Consider the following 21432-nt stretch of genomic DNA (forward strand, 5'->3'; position numbering starts at 1 on the left):
ATGGTGGCCGGCTTTACGCCGCACCGGTGCCCGAATCGGCCGTCAACTGTTGTGCAATCGCCGCTGAGGCGCACAGCAGGCGGTCGGCGGCTGCCGGCGCGGGCACTGCCATGGCGTCGTCGCCACCGCCACCGTCACGCACCAGCAGGTTGACGAGCACGCCGCGCGCGCGCCAGGCGGCGAGCAGGCCGCTGCCGCAGGCGGCCGCCACGGCTGTGGAGGCCGCGTCGGGCGCGTAATACACGTCGCCGGGGTGGACGTCCACCAGCGGCTCGTCCTGCACCGGCCAGTCCAGGCCCAGCACGCGGCCGGCAGCGTTGCGCGCCTGGCGGTAGCGCGGCGCGGCGCCGGACGTGTCCAGCCACACCGGTTCGATGCGCCAGCCGGGGCGCGCCTGCCCGAGCAGTTCGCGCAGCTGGCGCGCCGCCAGCGCATCGACCGGGGCGCCGGGAGCAGCCCAGTCGCTGACGTCGACCAGCAGCTGGCGCTGCATGGCAATCGTGTCATCGGCGAGGCGCGTCGCCAGTGCCTGCAATTGTTCTTCGTTCGCCGGCGCGGCCTGCGCCAGCGCCGCGCGCCAGGCCGCGTGCCGGGCCTGCGTTTGCGCCCGTGCGGCGGCCAGCGTGGCCAGATACTGGCGCGTACACTGCACCGGGCGGAAATGCGCGTCGAGCAGCGCCAGCGCGCCTTGGCCGAGCGCCGCGCGCCGCGCCGGATCGCGGCGCAGGGTCCCCAATGCCGCGGCCAGTTCGGCGACCGCGAAGACGTCGGGCAGGCGCCATACCGCATCAAGCGGGAATTCCGCCATCGAACCATTCGCGTTGACGATCGTCGCCAGCCCGTAGTTCATGCAGTCCAGTACCGCGCCCGAGCTTTCGCCATGCGCATTCGTGCGCAGCTGGACGCCGACGTCGGCCGCCTGCAGGTACTGGACGTACACCGCCGCGTCGGTCCAGCCGGTGATGCGGATGTTGGCGCCCGGCCCTGCGCCGCGGATCAGCGCCTCGACCTCGACGCCGTAGGGGCTGTCGTGGTTGGCGCCCACCAGCACCAGCGCGCAGCCGCGGTCGCCGTGCAGGGGAGAGTCGATCCAGGCGCGCAGCAGTTCGTGGGTCAGCTTGTTCGGGGTGACGAAACCGAAGCTGCAGACCAGGAAGGTGTCCGCAGCGATGCCGAGCGCCGCGCGCGCGCCGGCGCGGTCGTGCACCGCGGGCGGCGTGCGCGGATGCGGGATGACGTCGATGCCGTGCGCGGCGCCGGCGCCGAACCAGTCGCCGGCCAACCGGCGCGCATGGCGCGAGTGGACGATGGTGCGGGTGGCGTTTTCCAGCACCGGCAAGCTGCACGGCCAGTCCTTGTGCGCCTGGCCGCTGCCCGCCGCCGCATGCACGGCACTATAGCCGTGTGAGTGCAGCAGGGCGTCGGCCCAGGCGCGCGGGCTGGCGCCGCTCATCTGCGCATGCACCAGCGCCCCGCCCAGGAAAAAATCGTGCAGCACGACCACCCCCGGATGGCGCTCCAGCAGCGCGAACATGTGGCTGTGGAAGGGACTGTTGCCGAACTGGTAAAGCACTTGGTCGTAATCGGCGCCGTGTTCCAGGAACCAGGCGGCCTGGCGCAGCGGCAGGTGGGCCAGGCCTGGGGGCAAGATCGTTTCGTCCTGGGCGACGACGAGCTCGATCTCAAAATGGCCTGAGAGTTCGGCCAGCAGTTCGACGGCATAGGTGGCGACGCCGGTGCGCTGCGGCGGCAGCGGCGCGACAAAGGCGAGGCGGGGACGCGTGCCCGGCTGGCGCAACGTGCCTGCCTGCAGCGTGCGCAGGCTGCGCAGGATCGCGTTCGCGCGCGGCGACAGCGTGGCGACGGCGTCGCCCTGTGCAGCGCCTGCTGCCGCCGCGGCGCCGCCCGAGGCCATCATCATGCGGTAGGCGCGCGCATACAACCCAGGTGAACGCTTCAGGATGCGCAGCGCCAGCTGGCGCACCTGCGGCTGGCGCAGCACCAGGCGCGCCGCCGGCAGCAGTGGGACGGCCAGGCGGCGCAGGGCGGACGGCCGGCGCGCCGGACTGGCGGGCGGCGCCGCATCGGGCGCAGAGGGTGCAGCGGGCGGCAACAAAGCGATGGCGCAGCCGCCGGTACCGGGGGCCGCCGTGAGCAGGTCGAACAGCGTTGCCGGCGCCGCCGTCATCAGGACCGGGGCGCGCGGCGGCGCGGCAGGCGCGAGTTGCAGAACTGGTCAGTACGCATGATCGGTATTATAAGAGGGCATGGGCGCGGCCTGCAGCCCAAGGTCATCCATACATGCTGTTGTCTGGCTGCAACTACGGCCACGGACGGCGCCGGCGCCTGTCGAGAGGGCGCCTGAAGGGTTAAAATACGGGTATGACTTCCCCGACTTTCACCCACCTGCGCGTCCACTCCGAATACTCCATCGTCGACGGCCTGGTGCGCATCGACGACCTGGTCGGCGCCGCCGCCAAGGACAAGCAACCGGCCCTGGCCGTTACCGATCTCGCCAACATGTTCTGCATGGTGCGCTTCTATAAAGCGGCGCGCGGCAAGGGGATCAAGCCGATCGTCGGGGTCGACGCCTGGATCACCAACGACGACAACCGCGACAAGCCGTCGCGCCTCTTGATCCTGGCGAAGAACCATACCGGCTACCTGCAGCTGTGCGATCTGCTGTCGCGCGCCTGGCTCACCAACCAGCACAAGGGCCGCGCCGAGTTCCGCGCCGAATGGCTCGAAGCGCTGGCGACTTCGAAATCCACGCTGACGCCCGACGTCGACCAGGCCAACGCCCTGATCGTGCTCTCGGGCGCCTGCTTCGGCGACGTCGGCCAGGCCATCGACAACGGCGACCTCGAACGCGCCGAACGCAATGCCGAACGCTGGGCGCGCATCTTTCCCGGCCACTTCTATATCGAGATCCAGCGCGCCGGCGCAGCGAACCAGGAAGCGGCCGTGCGCCATTCGGTGGCGCTGGCCGGCCGCCTCGGGCTGCCGGTGGTAGCGACGCACCCGGTGCAGTTCATCAGCAAGGACGAGTTCATCGCCCACGAGGCGCGCACCTGTATCGCCGAGGGCGAGATGCTGGCCAACGCCAAGCGCGTGCGCCGCTTCAACGAAGAGATGTGCTTTAAAACGCAGGCCGAGATGGCGGCGCTGTTCCATGACCTGCCGGGGGCGCTGGCCAACTCGGTCGAAATCGCCAAGCGCTGCAACGTCGTGCTCACGCTCGGCAAGCCGCAGCTGCCGGACTTCCCGACGCCGGAAGGGATGACGATCGACCAGTTCCTCGTCGCCGAGTCGCAAAAAGGGCTGGAAAAGCGCCTCGAGCACCTGTACCCGGACCCGGTCAAGCGCGAGGAAGCGCGTCCGCGCTACGAGGAACGCCTGAAGTTCGAGACCGATACCATCAACAAGATGAAGTTCCCGGGCTACTTCCTGATCGTGGCCGAGTTCATCCAGTGGGCCAAGGACAACGGCGTGCCGGTGGGACCCGGCCGGGGTTCGGGCGCGGGTTCGCTGGTCGCGTACTGCCTCCTGATCACCGACCTCGATCCGTTGAAATACAACCTGCTGTTCGAGCGTTTCCTGAATCCGGAACGGGTCTCGATGCCCGACTTCGACATCGACTTTTGCCAGGAAAACCGCGACCGCGTGATCCAGCACGTGAAGGATCTGTACGGCCGCGATGCCGTGTCGCAGATCGCCACCTTCGGTACCATGGCGGCCAAGGGCGCGATCCGCGACGTCGGCCGCGTGCTCGATTACGGCTACAACTTCTGCGACGGCATCTCGAAACTGATTCCGTTCAAGCCGGGCAAGCCGGTCTCGATCGCCGAGGCGATCGAAGAGGAACCGCTGCTCAAGGAACGCCTCGAAAACGAGGAAGAAGTCAAACAGGTGCTCGAGCTGGCGCAGCAGGTCGAAGGCATCACCCGTAACATCGGCATGCACGCCGGCGGCGTGCTGATCGCACCGGGCAAGCTGACCGACTTCTGCCCGCTGTACTCGCAAAGCGGCGACACCGGCGTGGTCTCGCAATACGACAAGGACGACGTCGAAGCCGTCGGCCTGGTCAAGTTCGACTTTTTGGGTCTGACCACGCTGACCATCCTCGACCGCGCCGTTAACTACATCAAGGCGCTCGATCCGGCCGAAGCCGATTTCGACCTGGCCAAGCTGCCGTTGAACGACCGGCCGTCCTATAAACTGCTGTCGGATGCGAAGACGGTCGCGATCTTCCAGCTGGAGTCGCGCGGCATGCAGGGCATGTTGAAGGATGCGCGTCCCGACCGCTTCGAGGACATCATCGCGCTTGTCGCCTTGTACCGTCCGGGCCCGATGGACCTGATCCCCGACTTCTGCAAGCGCAAGCACGGCGAAAAGTTCGATTATCCCGATCCGCGTACCGAGTCGATCTTGTCCGAGACCTACGGCATCATGGTCTACCAGGAGCAGGTCATGCAGATGGCGCAGATCGTCGGCGGCTATTCGCTGGGCGGCGCCGACATGCTGCGCCGCGCGATGGGTAAAAAGAAGGCCGAAGAGATGGCCGAGCACCGCGAGATCTTCCGCGCCGGCGCCGCCAAGGATGGCCTGTCGACCGAAAAGGCCGACGAAATCTTCGACTTGATGGAAAAGTTCGCGGGCTACGGTTTTAATAAATCGCACGCCGCCGCGTATGCGCTGCTGTCGTACCACACGGCCTACCTGAAGGTGCACCATACGGCCGCCTTCATGGCAGCCAACATGTCGCTGGCGATGGAAGACACCGACAAGATCAAGATCCTGGTCGAGGACTCGATCGACGTCTGCCGCCTGACGCTGCTGCCGCCGGACGTCAACGAATCGCAGTTCCGCTTCACGCCCGAAGGCCAGCCATTCTCCGTCACCGGCAAGCAGGTATCGAACATCCGTTACGGCCTGGGCGGCGTGAAGGGCTGCGGCCAGGGCGCGATCGAGGCGATCGTCGCCGCGCGTAAAGAAGGTGGCAAGTTCAAGGACCTGTTCGACTTCTGCAAGCGCGTCGACCGCAAGCAGATCAACCGCCGCACGATCGAATCGCTGATCCGCGCAGGTGCGATGGATTGCTTCGGCGTCGACCGCGGGATTTTGCTCGCCTCGGTCGCCTTTGCGATGGAAGTGGCGGGCCAGGAAGCGGCCGCCGCCAACCAGGTCAGCCTGTTCGGCGGCGACGATTCCGACCTGGTGGCGCCACCGGAATACGTCAAGGCCCTGCCCTGGACCGACCGCCAGAAGCTGTCCGAGGAAAAGACGGCGCTCGGCTTTTACTTGTCGGGCCACATGTTCGACATCTACGCCGGCGAAGTGCGGCGCTTCGCGCGCACCCGCCTGCAAGACCTGGAACCGTCGCGCGAGCCGCGCATGCTGTGCGGCGTGATCACCGGCGTGCGCACCCAGATGACCCAGCGCGGCAAGATCCTGATCGTCGCGCTCGACGACAAGACCGGCGTGGTCGAGGTCACGGTCTACAACGAAGTGTTCGAGGCGAACAGGAACGCGTTCAAGGAAGACGAATTTTTACTCGTGGTCGGCAAAGTGTCGGAAGACCGCTTCAATGGCGGCCTGCGCATCAGCGCCGAGAAGGTGTATGACCTGGCCAGCTCGCGCATCCAGTATGGCCACAAGCTGGAGATGGACCTGGCCTGCACGGTCAGCCCGGCCAAGATCGCCGAAGTGCTGGCGCCCTATAAACACCCGGACGGGCTGCCGGTCAGCATGCGCATCAAGCCGGCGAACGTCGATTGCATCCTGCAGCTGGGCGACGAATGGCGCGTGGCGCCGTCGGATGCGTTGAAACATGCGCTCGAGTTGACGCTGGGGGCGAAGGATGTGGCGGTGGAATACTGATCGTTTGATGCCTGAAAAAACCACGTGCGGGTAATGCCGTTCAGTTAAGCCTGAGCGAACTGTCTGCCAGCGGTGAGCCAGGCCACACAGGCTGAGTTTCGCTAATCGTAGGGTGGACTCCCGAGTCCACGGCCGTTTCGTTGCACACCTCAACGCCAGGAACGGCCTGTAGGTGCGCGCTACCAAGGTTATGTGGCGCATCTCGATATGCATGAGAAAGGCCGTGGACGGAGCGGTTCGCCGCCCGGTCCACCCTACATATCGCGCCACTCGGCATGCGCGACCGGGCTTGGCATTAGCTCGTAGGCGTGGCAAGCCGCTTAACTGAACACCATTACACCTGCGGATGGTTTTTTTACGCTGCGCCGCCGTTATCGCTGCATCGCGCCTGAACGCAGGATGATTTTTCCCCGCGACTGAGGCACATGGGCGAGCAAGGCATGCGCCACATCGACAGCCTTGATCGGCCGGTAGTCGGCAGGAATCAAGGGCCGCAGTACGCCCGCGAATACACCACCAATCCGCTCACCGGCACGCGCCGGCTGCCCGAGCGCTGCGCGGTCACCAAGCAGCAGCGAAGGCCGCGCAATCACAACGCCTTCAAAGCCAAGTGCCGCCACAGCGTCCTCGAGCTCGCCCTTTACGCGGTTGTAGAACACGCGCGATCCGCTGTCGGCGCCCATCGCGCTGACGAGCCCGAGCCGCCTGGCGCCGGCTTTGAGGGCCGCACGCGCGACCGCCAGGTTGGCATCCAAATCGACTGCGCGAAACGCGGCCTGGCTGCCGGCCACCTTGATCGTGGTCCCGAGCGCCAGGTACACCTCGTCGATCGCGGACAGGGCGGGCAGGGCGGTGAAATCGACGACGTGCGCAGTCAGCTTCGGGTGATCGAACCCGGGCGGACGCCGCGCCAGCACTTGCACACTCCCCACCGTGGGGTCAAGCAGCAGGGCGCGCAGGAGTGCCTGTCCCACCAGGCCGGTGGCCCCGGCCAGCAAGATCCGGCGCAGCGCCGGTGCGCTACCCATGGCTCAGGCCGACGGCAGCTTGTCCGCCGCCGCGGCCAGCGCCTGGGCACCGTGGTCGCGTAAACCAATGGCCGCCTGCGTCGTCTTGCTGGCCATGCGCTGGAGGACGATGTGCTGGTTGCTCGAAGCCTGGTCGCGCTTCGCTTCGCGGTGCCACAGGTGGAACACCTCGGTGGCGTAGGCGCCGTCCTTGCGCATCACGCCGGCGTGGTACAGGCGCGCGACCGCGTCCGAATCCTCGTAACCCCAGCCGCGGAAGCTCTCGTCGAAACCGTTGACGCGTTCGAGGTCGCTGCGCCAGAAGGCCATGTTGCAGCCCTTGATGCGGCGGAAACTGAAGCGGTGGCGGCGGCGGCCGAGGTCCGGCAGTTTTATCAGCAACTGGGCGGCCTTGCCCAGGCCCTGCAGGCGGTAGCGCAGCGTCTCGCCCACGCTGAGCGACTGCAGGTCGATGGGCTCAAGCAGCACGCGCTTGCTGAAAGCCTCGCTGAGCAGGATGCGGCTGCCGGTGACCATGTAGCCCGGTTCGGCCAGCTGGCGGTGGCGTGCGATGAAGTCGCGCTGCGGCACGCAGTCGCCGTCGAGGGTGACGATATAGTCGCCGGTCGCGGCCAGGATGCCGTTGTTGCGCGATTCGGCCAGGCGAAAACCGTCGTCGGGCTGCCAGACGTGGCGCATCGGCACCGGCGAGCGTGCGCACAATTCTTCCACCAGCGCGCGCGTCGCCTCGCCCGAACCATCGTCGGCAACGATGATCTCGAAATTGCGGTCGCTCTGGCGGAAGCACCCCTCGATGCAGGCGCGCAGGGCTTCCGGCCAGTTGTAGGTAGCGACGATCAGTGAAATGCGGGTGTCGTTGTTCATGTGGGCCGCGGCGCGCAGTGCCGGCGTAGGGCTGTCTCGAAGCGCCTATTGTGCAGTGCCGCGCCGCTGGACGCAATGTCCATACAGGGCGCCGGCCAGCAGCAGGAACCAGTAGGCTTCGGTCGGGTCCCACAACAGGCTGTTGAACAGCGAGGTGGTGCCGTAGATCGCCACCAGCAGCGCCAGTGCGTCGGCGTTCTCGTCGCGCCGGGACAACGCCGCCTTGCCGACCGCGGCGAGCAGCGCCACATACAGGCCGAGGCCGATCAAGCCGAGCTGCACCGCGAGCAGCAGCGGCTCGCTGTGCGGCTGGTGGCGTATTTTCAGTTCGTTCGGCGAACCGGCCCAGATGCGCTGCGCCTCCGGCGCGAAGACTTCGGAGAAGGATCCGGTACCGTGGCCGAGCAGGGGCCGCTCGAGCACGGCCCGGGTACCGAATTTCATGAAGCTCATGCGCAGGCCGTTGGGCGAGGTCGCGTCGTTCCTGGTCACTTCCATCGCCAGCAGGTCCATGCGCATCTTGAAGTTGGGCGATACCAGGTAAACGCCCGTGAACATGGCCGACATGACGGCGGCCACCAGCATGCAGCGCAGCAGCGTGATGCGTCCGCGCAGCAGGTACAGCGCGAACAGGCCGAGGAACAGGCCGACGTAGCCGGTACGGCCATTGCCCATCAGGATGGGCGCGGCGAAATATACGCCCAGCGCCAGCAAGGCGCTGCGCTTGCGCCAATCCTGCGCGTAGGTCGCGAGCAGGAAGGCGGCGCAGGCGGCGAACGAGAGCAGGATGCCGATCGTGATGTGGTTGCGGTAGGCGTAGGGATCCTGCAGGTCGCCCACGCGCCACCAGCCCAGGCTCGATGTCGGCATCATGCCGAGCCAGACCAGGTAGAGCGCGGTCGCCAGCCATGCGCAACCGGCCAGCGACCAGCGCAGCACGCGCGCGGGCAGGTCGGCGGCGCGCCAGCACAGGCATACCGCGACCGGCAGCACCAGCAGTTTCGTGTACTTGCGCATGCCGGTGCGGACCTCGTCCGGCGGCGCGATCGACCAGGTGCTGCCGATGACCACCAGCGCCAGCAGGGCGAGCGCGCACAGTGCCGCCGGCGTGCGCAGCGGCAGCAGCAGCGTGCGGTCGAGGATCGCCGCCAGTACGAAGGCGATCAGGGTCAGGCCGACGAACAGGTTCATCAGCGCGGTCGAGAACGGGATGCTGAAGGCGGCCAGCAGCAGCAGCTGGCGCGCCAGGCGCTCGATGCGGCCGCAGTTGGAGGCAGGGACGGAGGAGGACGGGTACTGCATCTTGTTTCCTTGGTCGGGGCATCGCGCCGGCCCGGCGCCTCGGGGCCGCCGGCAAAGTCTTCTGTATTGTACCTTAGACAATTGGCGCTTTTTCCATGCCGCGCCCGCCGCGCCTGCCGGTGGCTGGCGGCGCGCGCGGGCGCGAATATGCGAAAATGGCGAGCTGGCCCCCTCCCATGGTGGGCCGGATTTCCCGCGGCGCCGCCCGGCGCCCCCACCGCGAGCGAAAAGAGCAAATTGGATAACAGTGTCATCGTCAAGCGCCTGTGGGCGTTCATCAAACCGTATAGCGGCCGCGCCTACATGGCGCTGCTGGCGATGGCGCTCACCGCCGCGACCCAGCCGCTGCTCGGTAAAGCCTTGCAGCTGTTGCTGGACAAGGGTTTTAAAGAGAACGTGCCGTTTCCGCTGTGGTGGATTCCGGCCGTGCTGGTCTCGATCTTCATCCTGCGCGGCATCGGCACCTTCGCCACCGCCTACCTGAACAACTGGGTCATCAGCCGCGTGCTGAACGACCTGCGCGCCAAACTGTTCGACCGCCTGCTGCGCCTGCCGGCGGCGCGCTTCCAGGAAGAGTCGACCGGCAAGATCATCAACACCGTGATCGGCGACGTGCGCCAGGTGGTCGACATGATCAACTCGGTCTTCATCGCCTGCGTGCGCGACACGCTGGTCGTGATCGGCCTGCTCGGCACGCTGCTGTACCTGAACTGGCGCCTGACCCTGGTGGCCGTCATCGTCATGCCGCTCACCGCCGGCATCGTGCGCACCACCACCAAGCGCCTGCGCCACATGCACCGCGAGAACCAGCGCGTGACCGCCGAGATGACGCAAGTGGTCGAAGAAGCGGCGCGCGGGCACCAGGTGATCCGCGTGTTTTCCGGCGAGCGTTACGAGCGCCGCCGTTTCGACACCCGCAGCGAGGCGCTGCGCGGCTTTTCGCAGCGCAGTACCGTCGCCTTTGCCGCCACCACGCCGATCACGCAAATCGCCACCGCCATGACGCTGTCGCTGGTGATCGTGCTGGCGATTCGCGCCGACATGACGGTCGGCGAGTTCACGCAATTCGTGACGATGATGCTGATGCTGCTCACGCCGTTGAAATCGCTGGCGGAAGTGAACGGCCCGATGCAGCGCGGGATCGCCGCCGCCGAAACCGTGTTCGAGATGATCGATTCGCCGGTCGAGGAAGACACCGGCACGCGCGAACTGGCAAGGGCTGCAGGCCATCTGCGCTTCGAGAACGTGCGCTTCCACTATCCGAACGCCGCGAATGCCGCGCTGCAGGACGTGACGCTCGATATCCAGCCCGGCCAGACGGTGGCCCTGGTCGGCGTCTCGGGCGGCGGCAAATCGACCTTTGTGAACCTCGCCACCCGCTTCTACGATCCGCAAGGCGGGCGCATCCTGCTCGACGGCGTGCCTTACCGCGACCTGAAGCTGGCCAGCCTGCGCGCCCAGCTGGCGATGGTGAGCCAGAACGTGGTGCTGTTCGACGACACGCTGGCGGCCAACATCGCCTATGGCGTCGAGCGCATCGACTACGAGCGCCTGGCCGCAGCGATCAAGGCGGCGCACCTGACGGACGTGGTGGCGCGCCTGCCGGACGGCGTCGAATCGATGATCGGCGAGAACGGCATGCGCCTGTCCGGCGGCCAGCGCCAGCGCGTGGCGATCGCGCGCGCGATCTACAAGGACGCGCCGATCCTGATCCTCGACGAGGCGACCTCCGCCCTCGACAACGAATCCGAACGCGCCGTGCAGGCCGCGCTCGACACCCTGATGTCCGGCCGCACCACCATCGTCATCGCGCACCGGCTGTCGACCATCGAGCGTGCCGACCGCATCGTCGTGATGGAAGGCGGGCGCATCGTCGAGCAGGGCACGCATGACGCGCTGCTGGCGCAGGGCGGCATGTACGCCAACCTGTACCGCCTGCAGTTCGCCGCCGCGGTGGCCGAAGAATGAGCGGGCGCACCCTCGTCATCTCGCCCAACTGGATCGGCGACGCCGTGATGGCGCAGCCGCTGCTGCAGCGCCTCAAGCAGCAGCATCCGGGGCGCCCGATCGACGTGCTGGCGCCGCCCGCGGTGGCGCCGGTGTGGCGCGCCGCGCCCGAAGTGGACACCGTGCTCGAAACGCCGTTCCGGCACAAGGCGCTGCAACTGCGCGAGCGCTGGAAGTATGCGCAGGTGCTGCGCGCGCGCGGCTATGTCGACGCCTACGTGCTGCCGAATACCCTGAAATATGCGCTGATCCCGTGGCTGGCCGGCATCCGGCGCCGCGTCGGCTACAAGGGAGAGATGCGCTATGGCCTGGTGAACGTGATGCATCACGACGACGCGCCGCCGCGCCCGATGGTGCCGTTCTATGCGGCGCTGGCGCTGGCGCCCGATGCGCCGCTGGCGCCGGCGCCGCGCCCGCGCCTGCAGGTAGCAGGCGAACGGATCGCAGCGGCCTGCGCGCGCCTCGGCATCGATAGCGCGCGGCCGCTGGTCGTGTTCGCGCCCGGCGCCGAATTCGGCCCGGCCAAGCGCTGGCCGCCGCGCCACTTCGGCGCGCTGGCGCAGGCCATCCTCACCCAGCATGGCGACGCCCAGATCGCCCTGCTCGGTTCTCCCAAGGACCGCGAGACCGGCGACGAAGTGCTGGCCGCTGCGGGCGCCGCGGCGGCATCGATGCGCAACCTGGCCGGCGAAACGAAACTCGACGAGGCGTTCGCGCTGATTGCGCGTGCGGCCGCGGTGGTGGCCAACGATTCGGGGCTGCTGCACGTCGCCTCGAGCCTGAACCGGCCGGTGATCGCGCTGTACGGCCCGACCGATCCGGACCACGCGCCACCGTTTTCCGACATCGCGCGCGCGCTGTCGCTGCGCATCGACTGCGCGCCCTGCCGCCAGCGCGAATGCCCGCTCGGGCATCACGATTGCATGGAAAAGATGGAGGCGCCGCTGGTGTGGAAGGCGTTGGCGCCGATGCTGGCGCGGTAGACGTTCGGGTATGCCCGGACACGAAACGCGTGGGCATGCCCACCCTACGTGAATCGGCTAGCGCTTGTTCGAAGCCCGTGGCCGGCGTGCACCGTAGGGTGGGCTCTCGAGCCCACGCGGTCGTGCGATGAAACAACCGCAACGCATGACATCGGACGTACGACTGGCGTCCAACGGTCGGGCAGGTTTGGACACGAAAAACGCGTGGGCTCGAGAGCCCACCCTACGTTACGCGCCAGTCAACGGCTTGCTCTAGGCACTTGGCTAGTGTGTACCGTAGGGCGGGCATGCCCGCGCGTTCGTACAGCGACTTAACCCGCAACGCATAACGCCGGGCGCACAGCCCGGCGTCGACCGAACAATCAGCTCGCGTAATGCGCCGCTTCGCCGGGCAGCTCGCCACCGTCGGCCGCGTGCTCTTCGAGCGCCTTGATGTAGCGCGCCAGGGCGTCCTCGAGCGAGGGCAGCAGCATGCCGCGTTCGCTGCCCAGGGCCGAGTAGTGCGGACGCACCGCCACATACCCCAGTTCCGTCGCCGGCCGTTCTTCCAGCGTGCGCGGCTCGACGCCGGCCACCTCGCAGGCCTTGCGCGCCAGGTCGGCCCAGGTCACGGGCTGGCCGTTGGTGAGATGCCAGACGCCGCGTTCGCGGTCGATCATCAGGTCGAGGCTGGCGTTGACCAGGTCGGGCACGTAGGTCGGCGTCACCACCAGGTCGTTCGAGGCCGTGAACGGCTGGCCGGCCTTCATCGCCGCCAGCGCCTGCGTCACGAAGTTGTGCCGGTCCCAGGGGCCGAAGAACGAGCTGGTGCGGATGATCAGCGCCTGCGGATCGGCTTCCAGCACGCGCAGTTCGGCTTCGGCCTTGCTGCGGCCATACACGCCCAGCGGCGCCACCGGGTCGGACTCGAGGTAAGGGGTGTCCTTGGCGCCGTCGAACACCAGGTCGGTCGAGAAGGTCATGAAGCGCAGCGCATGGCGGATGCAGGCCAGGGCCAGGATGTTCGGCCCGAGCGTATTGCCGTCCATGCAGTTCTCGACGTCGGTCTCGGCATCGTCGACGCGCACGTAGCCGCCGGCGTTGATGATCGCCCAGGGCTTGAAGTGCTGGATTGCCGCTTCGACCGAGGCCGGGTCGGTGATGTCCATGTCCTCGCGCGTGAGCACGTGGCAGGCCAGGTTGCGCTTCTTGCAGATGCGCGCGAAGGCCGAACCGAGGGTGCCGGTGGCGCCGGTGATCAGGATCGGCTGTACGTGGGCCGACTTGAACTGGCTGCGCACCGCGATGTCCGCCACGGCGGTGCGGGTGGCGACCGGTTTGCACATGAAGCGGTCCGGACGGCGCCACCAGCCTTCACCTTGCAGCACCGGGTTGGTCAGCGGGCGGCCGGAGGACAGTTCGCGCATCAGGTTGGCGACCGCCGTCGGACGCGGTTCCGGACCGCGCACGTCGAACGGCCCCGGTTCGTAGTAGCCGCGGCATTCGGTCACCAGGCAGTTCCAGTCGTAGGAACCGAGCAGGGCCCAGACAGTGACGGCGCGCACGTCGGCGCCTTTTTCACGCACCTTCTTTGCGGCGTTCCAGATCTCGACCAGCCAGCGCATCTGGTCTTCGCGGTTGGCGTCGATGTGGGCTTCGGTGACCGCGATCGGCAGCCCGTAGCGTTCCCAGCATTCCTGCAGCAGCGGGCCGATGCCCGGAGTCGGCGTGGCCAGCACGCGCGGCGTTTCGATGTCGGCAAATACCTGGCCGTCGTAGCTGCCCCAGCGGCTTTCCGGATAACGCTCGCGGCGGTGGTCGATCCAGCGCTCGCTGGTGGCATAGTAGTTGACGCCGACGATGTCGGGCGGGCAGGGATTCTCGCGGAACCACTGCAATTCTTCCGGCGTGGCGCCGGAGTCGATCAGGTAGCCGTACATCTTGTGGTGTTCGTCGATCATTCCGCACAGCAGGTCCCAGCCCAGCCAGCGCCGCTCGTTGAAGAAGTCGACCAGCTCCTGCATTTCCGGCGTGCCGTAGGTTTTCGACAGGTCGTCGGTCGCCACCAGCTTGGCGTCCGGGTTGACTTCACGGATGGCGCGCATCGCCAGCACCGTGCCGCGGCATTCGCCGATCAGGGCACGGATGAAGATCTCGTGGGACTCGCCATGCGGGTACCAGACGCCATACAAGCCTGAAAAGCGCGCTGTGGTCAGTGGTTCGTTGACCGGGGTGTAATACTCCGCCCACGGGTAGCGGCGGGCTACCGCGCCGGCGTATTCGGCGAGCTTTTCGGGAAAGTCGGCATCGACCAGGCTGGTGTGACGCGGACCGCTGCCATGGTGCAGCAGGCCGACGATCGGGGTCACGCCCAGGCGCTGCAGCACCGGCAGGCGCTCGTCGGACCAGGTCCAGTCGGCATCCTCGATGCGATCGGGGGCCACGCATTCCCACAGGACGGGGTAGCGGATGGCCTTGATGCCGAGGGAGGCGAAGCGTTCGATGTCTTGCAGGCGGCCGACGTGGCCATTGCGTTCCATCTGGCTGAAGTAATTATCACGTACACGATTGACTGTGCACTCAAGTCCGCCCCAAAGCGCCAGCTCTGTTGCAGTGACCGGCTGGATCTGCTTGTCGATGTTCATGAGAAATACCTGCTAGTTATGAGACAGGCTCCAGCCTAACGGCCACACGCAGGCCGTTGTGTGAAACGGCGAACATATAAGATAAATTTCGGACTAGTCCTACTTTTTAGCTTAACAACCATTTCCTCTGCTAAATATCGCTCATCTGCATCGAAATCGTGCGCTTCTGTTCGGCGGGCACGTGCAGAATTGTCACATTATTGTTTATTCAGCAATTCCGTCAAAACGAAAGCGCGGGAGCGGCTTATGTATATGGTGTATTGGACGATTATTGAGGAAACGGATTGCCGTCCCCATGCGCAAGGATTCGGCACCGACGAAATGGTCAAGGCCATGGGTTTCATGGAAGAGCTGCGGCGGCGCCAGCGCGCGGGCGAGGGCGTGCGCTTCATTACGATGTGTTCCGAGCACCCGGAATCGGTAGGGCATCCGGGGGTGGACGTGACGGGGCTGGATTACGACTGGAAGAAGCGGCGGCGCTGAAGGGAGGGGAGAGGCGGCCGCCGTAAAAATCAGGACTGCTTCAGCTGGCCGATGACGCTGGCCACCTTGGTGGTGATCACGTCGATCGCCGGGCCATTCGCGCCGTGCGGCAGGATGACGTCGGCCTGGCGCCGGGTCGGCTCGATGAACTGCTTGTGCATCGGGCGCACGGTTTCCAGGTACTGGCCGACGATGCTCTCCACGGTGCGGCCGCGTTCGGTGATATCGCGCTGCATGCGGCGGATGAAGCGCACGTCGGCGGCGGTATCGACAAAGATCTTCAGCGACATCATCTTGCGCAAGTCCGCGTCGTACAGGGCGAACAGGCCCTCGATCACGATCACCGGCGCCGGTTTCACTGGAATGGTGCGGTCGGAGCGGTTGTCGATCGTGAAGTCGTACTCCGGCATCTCGATCGCTTCGCCATTGCGCAGGGCGCGCACGTGCTGCACCAGCAGCGGCCAGTCGAAGGCCTGCGGATGGTCGTAATTCTGCTTGCGCCGTACTTCGGGCGTCAGGTCGGACTGGTCGCGGTAGTAATCGTCCTGCATCACCACCGACACCATCTCGGTGCCGAACGACGCCAGCACCTGCTGGGTCACGGTCGACTTGCCACTGCCGCTACCGCCGGCGACACCAATCACAAACGGAGAAAAGGAAAGCTCATTCATCCCGACATGATACCGGAGCGGCGGCGGGCCTGCAGCGTGGTTTGCTGAATTGGTGGTACGGCGGCGTTGGGACGATAGCGTGAAGCCTGTGTTTTGGACCGGTAGAAACAGACGATCGCGGCCGATTTCCGATGGTCGGACGGCGATTGCGGGTCTTCATGGCACGCTGCTGCCGGTGACTGCATTTTCAGGCCGTTGCCACCTCATCAGGTCGCCCTCATCCCAGCCATGGACATCAGTGCCTACCCCGATATCGATGAGAAACAGGTAAGGCGGTTCCCGCGTCCAGCAGCCTTCGCTACATTTCAGCCGGAAAATCATGTTGTACATTCTGGGAACGCGCAAATCGGTCGATTCCATATAGCCCGGCTCGAACATCCGGGCATGCAGCCGCTTCTTTCCTTCCGGCGTCAGGTCGAACCAGGTACTGTCGTTCTTCTCCCACGGCTCCCATCCGCCAGCCTTGAACTGGTTCTGCAAGTTTTCAAGGATGACGACAGCTTCGTCAAAGGGCAGCGGGTCCAGCATCGGAGAGGTAGCAAGCGAGACGGCCTGGTTTTCCGAGAAGGTAAGCGCAGCGAACTTGGTGGGGGGCAGCGTGAAGCCGTGTTTCGGGTCGGTGAAATGGATGATCACGGCCGGTTCCCTGACCCAGATCGCACCGAACTTGTGGTATCCCGGGTCATCGGCGGGCCGGTTAGAACGTTCCAGCGCCGGGTAGCTGGAATTCCTGACGACCTGCTCGAAGGTCTGACCGAGGCGGAAGGCCAGGACGGTCGGCTCCGGAGTGCGCGAGTTCCACCAAACGGTGACGACGGCGACGCCGGCGAGTAGGGCGATGCTGAAATACCTGCGCTTCATGCAACACTCCCGCCAGCGGCGATCGCGCGGATTGATGCCTCAACGTAGGGTCGCTCCGGCCCGTTCAGGAGGTCGTGGAATTGTCTGGCGGCTGCCAGCACGAACGGCATACGCTGCTCCACCACCCACAGCTGCGCATTCTTGTTGCGGGAGAACCAGGACGTGAAACCGGTCTTCGCCCGGCACTCGGCTGATAAGGTCAGCTTGATTTCCTGGTAGTCGCCAGTCGGGAATCCGGTCGCCCAAGCATACTGGTTCATGGCAAGCAGCTTCTGCAGGACGAGATCGTTGTACATGATTTTTTGGAGGACGTTCACTTGTTCGTGCTGGGCGAGGTGTTCTACGCTCAGCAGCAGCTTTCCTGAATGAATGTGCGCAAATCCATTCTTGATCTCGGCAAACGGCGTTCCAAACCGAAGCGTTTCCCTATTCACCGCCCAATAAATCGAATACTTCTCGTTTTGCCTTTTTGAAAGATAGGTATCGAACTCGTTCCACCCCCGCTCCATGAAAAACCTGTGCAGCGGATAAATATCCAAAAACAGATGCGCATTCCCGAAGCCCAGCTTCGTGTACATGTACTGCGCCGCGGCCTCCGTGCCGGACTGCACCAGTGTGGAGGCGCCTGCGCCGGGATAGGCGGCAAAGGCGTGCCCCACTTGTTCGCGCACGCGGCGGTTCTTCTCGCTGACCTCGGCCGAATGCAGCAGCCCGCACCCCACCTGCTTCGACGCGAACGCCGCCAATCCCGCCCATTGAAACCGGTTATCCGCCAGCCATAACTTCGCATACGCCGCATTGATGCGCCGGTTGCGCTCGCGGTCGTTGCCTTCCAGGCTGCCGTCGATGGTGAGGATCTTTTCGGCTTCGACCTGGAAGGTGCCCCACAGGTGTTCCGGCGTCAGGATCGGGACGCCGATCGCCTTTTCCACGGTGGCCGCCGGGCCGACGCAGTGGTGCAGCTTGCACTCGGCGATCGGCTTGATGTTGCGGTGGATGGGAATGCCGTGGTACTTGTGCCTGGCGAACCAGGGATTCGGCGCGCCGGGGACGTAACGGGCCTGCATCGGGCGCCCCTCAGCCGGCGTCGTCCGCCTGCCAGGTCACGGCGCCGGTCCGCTGCGCGGCGGCGAGCGGCTCGGTGCGCCCCATATCGTCGAGCAGATCCGCGCGCGTCCCCTCCGCCAGGTCGAGCCGGTACGAACCGGTGTCCAGTGGCTGCAGCGTGTCCGGATCGAGCAGCACGAGCGGCAGGTCGGCGTCGTCCGCAGCGAGCGCGGCCGCGTTGGCGCGCGCCGCTGTTTCAGTCGCGGCGGCAAGCTGGCCGGCATACCAGTTGCCGTCGATCGATTGGCACATGAAGGTTTGCGCCGCGACCAGGCGCGGCGGCGGGTTGCATTTGCAGACGCACAGGTCGTCGTGCAGGGCCACCAGGCGGCCGTCGACCGTTTCGTCCAGGCGCGGGCCGTCGGGCACGATGACGCCTTCCGACAGGCAGGCGGGGCACCAGCAAGTGTCGCCCGCGACCGCCACCGGCGCTTCGTTGATGGTCCTGAAGCGGCTGCCGGACGTGACCTTGCCGCCGGCCGACGTCGGCGCACCGAGCGTGATGAAATATCTGTCGACCATGGCGTCTTCTCCGTCTCATCGTGTTGGGCGAAGACTCCAATCTAGCGACGGACGAGACCGCTCGTTTGCGCGAGCGCAGGAGTGTCATGTCGACAGGAGGCCGACACAGGAGAGGCCTGCCGGCGACGAGGTTGCGCGCAAGCGTCGCCGGCAACGAATACTTCTTAGGTTTGCAGCGAAAATGCCTCGGCGATCGACACCAATTCGCCGGTGCCGGCCGCATCGTAGCCGGGCAGGGCGGCCACCAGCCGGTGGTAGGCGGGGTTGCGCATCACCTCGAACAGCTGGCGCATGGCCGGCTCGTCGACGGCGTCGCGGCGCAGCGCAAAATAATAATGTTCGCGCACCAGCGGCAGGAAATCGAGCTTGAACTGGGCAGCGGCGGCCTGCATGCCGAAGCCGGCGTCGGCCATGCCGCTGGCGATATAGGCCGCCACCGCCGAATGGGTGAACTCGGCGCTGTTGAAACCGTTGATCGATTCGGGCGGCGGGCCGTCCGCCGCCAGCATCATCTCGAGCAGCATGCGCGTGCCCGAGCCGGCCTGGCGGTTGACGAAGCGCACCTCCGGTCGCGCGAGATCGGCCAGGCCTCTGATGCCGAGCGGATTATCGCGCGCCACGATCAGCCCCTGCTGGCGGCCGGCCACGCGCACCAGGCAATGCAGGTTCGGATCGAGCCAGCGCAAATACCAGGTGGTCGTCTGGGCCTCGAAGCGCCCCAGCGGAATGTGAAAGCCCGCCAGGTCGCATTCACGGCGCGCCAGCGCCGCCACGGCATCGGTGCTGGTGCGGTAGCGCAGGTCGAGCGGCAGGGCGTCGCGGTCGATGCAGCCGGTCAGCGCGGCCACCGCGAAACCGTGGCTGGCGTCCATGCGCAGGGTGCGGATGGTATTGGCCGTGATGCGCCCCAGTTCCGCTTCCAGCTCCGAGGCCAGGCTGTGCAGCGTCGGCGACAGGCGCGCGGCGATGCGGCGGTCGGCCCAGACCAGCTTTTGCGCCAGCGGCGTCAGCAGCGTACCGCGCCCGCGTCCGGTCTGCAGCAGCTGCGTGCCGAACAGGCTTTCCGCCGCGCGCAATAAACCCCACGCATAGCGGTAGGACAGGCCGACGCTTTTCGCCGCCTGGGCGATGGAACCGGTGTCCTGGATCGATAGCAGCAGGCCGAGCAGGTTGGCCATGTCGAGCGGCACTTCTCCCTTGACGCTGATTTCCCAGTGCGGGCGGATATGGACGGTGAGCATATGCTGAAAATAGCCTATTTCAGTGCCAAAAACATCATGATACCCTCGGAAAGCAATAATAAATGCCTGATAGATATGCTTAAAAAAGCATATTCAGGAACATAAAAAACTGGAGGGGACAATGAGGTTGTTTGATTTTCTGAGCAAGGAACGCACGATCGCGGGACCAGGTTTCAATCGCTGGCTGGTGCCGCCGGCGGCGCTGGCGATCCACCTGTGCATCGGCATGGCCTACGGCTTTTCGGTGTTCTGGCTGCCGCTGTCGAAAGCGATCGGTATCACCGAGTCGGTGGCCTGCGCCGCCGACATGGGCTTCATGGCGCAACTCTTTTCCACGACCTGCGACTGGAAGATCTCGATGCTGGGCTGGATGTACACGCTCTTCTTCGTCTTCCTGGGCCTGGCCGCCTGGTTGTTCGGCGGCTGGCTCGAGCACGCCGGTCCGCGCAAGGCCGGCATCGTCTCGGCGCTGTGCTGGTGCGGCGGTCTGGTGATTTCCGCCTTCGGCATCTACACGCACCAGATCTGGTTGATGTGGCTCGGTTCCGGCGTCATCGGTGGCATCGGCCTCGGCCTCGGCTACATCTCGCCGGTGTCGACGTTGATCAAATGGTTCCCGGACCGGCGCGGCATGGCGACCGGCATGGCCATCATGGGCTTCGGTGGCGGCGCCATGATCGGCGCGCCGCTGGCCGACAAGCTGATGAAGCACTTTGCCACCGCCACCTCGGTCGGCGTCTGGGAAACCTTCCTGGCCCTGGCCGCGATCTATTTCGTCTTCATGGTGGCCGGCGCGCTGACCTACCGCGTGCCCGCCACCGGCTGGAAGCCGGCCGGCTGGACCGCGCCGGCGCAAAGCGCCAACACCATGATCACCGCGCGCCACGTGCATGCCAGCCGGGTCTGGGGCATTCCCCAGTTCTGGCTGATCTGGGGCGTGCTGTTCCTGAACGTCTCGGCGGGCATCGGCATCCTGGGCATGGCTTCGCCGCTGCTGCAGGAAGTGTTCGGCGGGCGCCTGATCGGCGTCGACCTCGGCTTCAACGACCTCGACGCCGCGCAGAAGGGTCAGATTGCGGCGATCGCCGCCGGCTTCACCGGCCTGCTGTCGCTGTTCAATATCGGCGGACGTTTCGCCTGGGCTTCGTGCTCGGACTACATCGGCCGCAAGGCGACCTACTTCATTTTCCTGGTCCTCGGGTTCATACTGTATGTATCGATTCCGTCGCTGGCGCATGCGGGCCAGCTGGCGCTGTTCGTCGGCTTCATCTGCATCATCCTGTCGATGTACGGCGGTGGTTTCGCGACCGTACCGGCTTACCTGGCCGACCTGTTCGGCACCCAGATGGTGGGCGCGATCCATGGCCGCCTGCTGACCGCCTGGGCCGCCGCCGGTGTGCTTGGTCCGATCCTGATCAACTACATCCGCGAGTACCAGATCGCCCACGGCGTGCCGAAGGCGCAGGCGTACGACGTGACGATGTACGTGCTGGCCGGCCTGATCGTGGTCGGCATCGTGCTCAACACGATGATCCGTCCGCTGGCCGACAAGCATTTCATGACCGATGCCGAACTGGCGGCGGAGAAGAAGCTGGCACATGAACGCGACGTCAGCGCCATGAGCGGCATGCGTGGCGGCGCCAGCGCCGGCGCCGGCGTGGCCTCGAGCCCGGCGGTGGCGCTGTTCGCCTGGCTGGCGGTCGGCATTCCGCTGATGTTCGGGGTGTGGGTGACGCTGCAGAAGGCGGCGGTGCTGTTCAAGTAACGTCTGTTCAGGCGTTGTACCGCGTGGGCACAAGTGCCCACCCTACGTAAAGCGGGTTTTGTAGGGTGGGCACTTGTGCCCACGCGGATCACCG

At 65.9% G+C, this 21432-nt stretch carries 15 protein-coding genes; 5 read left to right on the forward strand and 10 right to left on the reverse strand.

Translation table 11 applies throughout. The annotated features are described in order from the left end of the window. Positions 1-13: 13 nt before the first annotated feature. Positions 14-2188: a glycosyltransferase family 4 protein gene (locus tag IFT60_RS01835; RefSeq protein ID WP_192048883.1), complete on the reverse strand. Its 2175-nt coding sequence runs from the start codon at positions 2186-2188 to the stop codon at positions 14-16. Between the two features lie 194 nt (positions 2189-2382). Here IFT60_RS01835 and dnaE point away from each other — a divergent pair, with 194 nt between their 5' ends. After that, positions 2383-5880, forward strand: a complete 3498-nt coding sequence (dnaE, locus tag IFT60_RS01840) for a DNA polymerase III subunit alpha (protein ID WP_192048885.1) — start codon at positions 2383-2385, stop codon at positions 5878-5880. A 371-nt stretch (positions 5881-6251) separates the two neighbouring features. Here dnaE and IFT60_RS01845 read toward each other — a convergent pair whose 3' ends face one another. Genes IFT60_RS01845 through IFT60_RS01855 form a run of 3 tightly spaced genes read right to left on the reverse strand, consistent with a single transcriptional unit; the run spans position 6252 to position 9074 of the window. Continuing rightward, positions 6252-6908, reverse strand: a complete 657-nt coding sequence (locus tag IFT60_RS01845) for an NAD(P)H-binding protein (RefSeq protein ID WP_192048887.1) — start codon at positions 6906-6908, stop codon at positions 6252-6254. A gap of 3 nt (positions 6909-6911) precedes the next feature. Further along, positions 6912-7772 (reverse strand): glycosyltransferase family 2 protein, encoded by an 861-nt coding sequence (locus IFT60_RS01850; RefSeq protein WP_192048889.1) that lies wholly within the window; start codon positions 7770-7772, stop codon positions 6912-6914. 45 nt (positions 7773-7817) lie between these two features. After that, positions 7818-9074: an O-antigen ligase family protein gene (locus tag IFT60_RS01855; protein ID WP_192048891.1), complete on the reverse strand. Its 1257-nt coding sequence runs from the start codon at positions 9072-9074 to the stop codon at positions 7818-7820. A gap of 303 nt (positions 9075-9377) precedes the next feature. Here IFT60_RS01855 and msbA point away from each other — a divergent pair, with 303 nt between their 5' ends. Then, entirely contained in the window at positions 9378-11042 is a 1665-nt protein-coding gene (msbA, locus tag IFT60_RS01860) for a lipid A export permease/ATP-binding protein MsbA (protein ID WP_229510659.1), read from the forward strand. Next, entirely contained in the window at positions 11039-12064 is a 1026-nt protein-coding gene (waaF, locus tag IFT60_RS01865) for a lipopolysaccharide heptosyltransferase II (RefSeq protein ID WP_192048894.1), read from the forward strand. Before msbA ends, waaF begins: the two co-directional genes overlap by 4 nt. A 362-nt stretch (positions 12065-12426) precedes the next feature. Here waaF and IFT60_RS01870 read toward each other — a convergent pair whose 3' ends face one another. Beyond that, positions 12427-14688, reverse strand: coding sequence for an SDR family oxidoreductase (locus tag IFT60_RS01870; protein WP_229510646.1), 2262 nt, complete (start codon positions 14686-14688; stop codon positions 12427-12429). A gap of 246 nt (positions 14689-14934) precedes the next feature. Here IFT60_RS01870 and IFT60_RS01875 point away from each other — a divergent pair, with 246 nt between their 5' ends. Further along, positions 14935-15171 carry a hypothetical protein gene (locus IFT60_RS01875; RefSeq protein ID WP_192048895.1) on the forward strand — a complete coding sequence of 79 codons (237 nt, stop codon included), beginning with the start codon at positions 14935-14937 and terminating at the stop codon, positions 15169-15171. Positions 15172-15200: 29 nt separating this feature from the next. Here IFT60_RS01875 and udk read toward each other — a convergent pair whose 3' ends face one another. From udk to IFT60_RS01900, 5 genes are all read right to left on the reverse strand, one after another. After that, a complete protein-coding gene (gene udk, locus IFT60_RS01880; protein WP_192048897.1) occupies positions 15201-15842 on the reverse strand; it encodes a uridine kinase in 642 nt (213 codons plus the stop codon). A 156-nt stretch (positions 15843-15998) separates the two neighbouring features. Then, entirely contained in the window at positions 15999-16703 is a 705-nt protein-coding gene (locus IFT60_RS01885; protein WP_192048899.1) for a hypothetical protein, read from the reverse strand. Next, positions 16700-17770 carry a DUF2515 family protein gene (locus IFT60_RS01890; RefSeq protein WP_192048901.1) on the reverse strand — a complete coding sequence of 357 codons (1071 nt, stop codon included), beginning with the start codon at positions 17768-17770 and terminating at the stop codon, positions 16700-16702. Before IFT60_RS01890 ends, IFT60_RS01885 begins: the two co-directional genes overlap by 4 nt. A gap of 10 nt (positions 17771-17780) precedes the next feature. Then, a complete protein-coding gene (locus tag IFT60_RS01895; RefSeq protein WP_192048903.1) occupies positions 17781-18332 on the reverse strand; it encodes a PAAR domain-containing protein in 552 nt (183 codons plus the stop codon). A 164-nt stretch (positions 18333-18496) separates the two neighbouring features. Further along, positions 18497-19573, reverse strand: coding sequence for a substrate-binding domain-containing protein (locus IFT60_RS01900; RefSeq protein ID WP_192048905.1), 1077 nt, complete (start codon positions 19571-19573; stop codon positions 18497-18499). A gap of 121 nt (positions 19574-19694) precedes the next feature. Here IFT60_RS01900 and IFT60_RS01905 point away from each other — a divergent pair, with 121 nt between their 5' ends. Beyond that, complete coding sequence (locus IFT60_RS01905) at positions 19695-21338, forward strand: OFA family MFS transporter (RefSeq protein ID WP_192048907.1); 1644 nt, start codon at positions 19695-19697, stop codon at positions 21336-21338. Positions 21339-21432 lie beyond the last annotated feature (94 nt).

It is taken from the genome of Massilia sp. CFBP 13721 (genome assembly GCF_014842025.1).
In the GTDB taxonomy this organism is placed as follows: Bacteria; Pseudomonadota; Gammaproteobacteria; order Burkholderiales; family Burkholderiaceae_D; genus Telluria.

What these genes read in the sequence shown, in the direction of transcription:
- IFT60_RS01895 (WP_192048903.1), bottom strand. Translation starts at nt 18,332, where the DNA reads ATGGTCGACAGATATTTCATCACGCTCGGTGCGCCGACGTCGGCCGGC.
- IFT60_RS01870 (WP_229510646.1), bottom strand. Translation starts at nt 14,688, where the DNA reads ATGAACATCGACAAGCAGATCCAGCCGGTCACTGCAACAGAGCTGGCG.
- IFT60_RS01890 (WP_192048901.1), bottom strand. Translation starts at nt 17,770, where the DNA reads ATGCAGGCCCGTTACGTCCCCGGCGCGCCGAATCCCTGGTTCGCCAGG.
- IFT60_RS01855 (WP_192048891.1), bottom strand. Translation starts at nt 9,074, where the DNA reads ATGCAGTACCCGTCCTCCTCCGTCCCTGCCTCCAACTGCGGCCGCATC.
- dnaE (WP_192048885.1), top strand. Translation starts at nt 2,383, where the DNA reads ATGACTTCCCCGACTTTCACCCACCTGCGCGTCCACTCCGAATACTCC.
- IFT60_RS01900 (WP_192048905.1), bottom strand. Translation starts at nt 19,573, where the DNA reads ATGCTCACCGTCCATATCCGCCCGCACTGGGAAATCAGCGTCAAGGGA.
- IFT60_RS01845 (WP_192048887.1), bottom strand. Translation starts at nt 6,908, where the DNA reads ATGGGTAGCGCACCGGCGCTGCGCCGGATCTTGCTGGCCGGGGCCACC.
- msbA (WP_229510659.1), top strand. Translation starts at nt 9,378, where the DNA reads ATGGCGCTGCTGGCGATGGCGCTCACCGCCGCGACCCAGCCGCTGCTC.
- IFT60_RS01875 (WP_192048895.1), top strand. Translation starts at nt 14,935, where the DNA reads ATGTATATGGTGTATTGGACGATTATTGAGGAAACGGATTGCCGTCCC.
- IFT60_RS01835 (WP_192048883.1), bottom strand. Translation starts at nt 2,188, where the DNA reads ATGACGGCGGCGCCGGCAACGCTGTTCGACCTGCTCACGGCGGCCCCC.
- IFT60_RS01850 (WP_192048889.1), bottom strand. Translation starts at nt 7,772, where the DNA reads ATGAACAACGACACCCGCATTTCACTGATCGTCGCTACCTACAACTGG.
- IFT60_RS01905 (WP_192048907.1), top strand. Translation starts at nt 19,695, where the DNA reads ATGAGGTTGTTTGATTTTCTGAGCAAGGAACGCACGATCGCGGGACCA.
- udk (WP_192048897.1), bottom strand. Translation starts at nt 15,842, where the DNA reads ATGAATGAGCTTTCCTTTTCTCCGTTTGTGATTGGTGTCGCCGGCGGT.
- waaF (WP_192048894.1), top strand. Translation starts at nt 11,039, where the DNA reads ATGAGCGGGCGCACCCTCGTCATCTCGCCCAACTGGATCGGCGACGCC.
- IFT60_RS01885 (WP_192048899.1), bottom strand. Translation starts at nt 16,703, where the DNA reads ATGAAGCGCAGGTATTTCAGCATCGCCCTACTCGCCGGCGTCGCCGTC.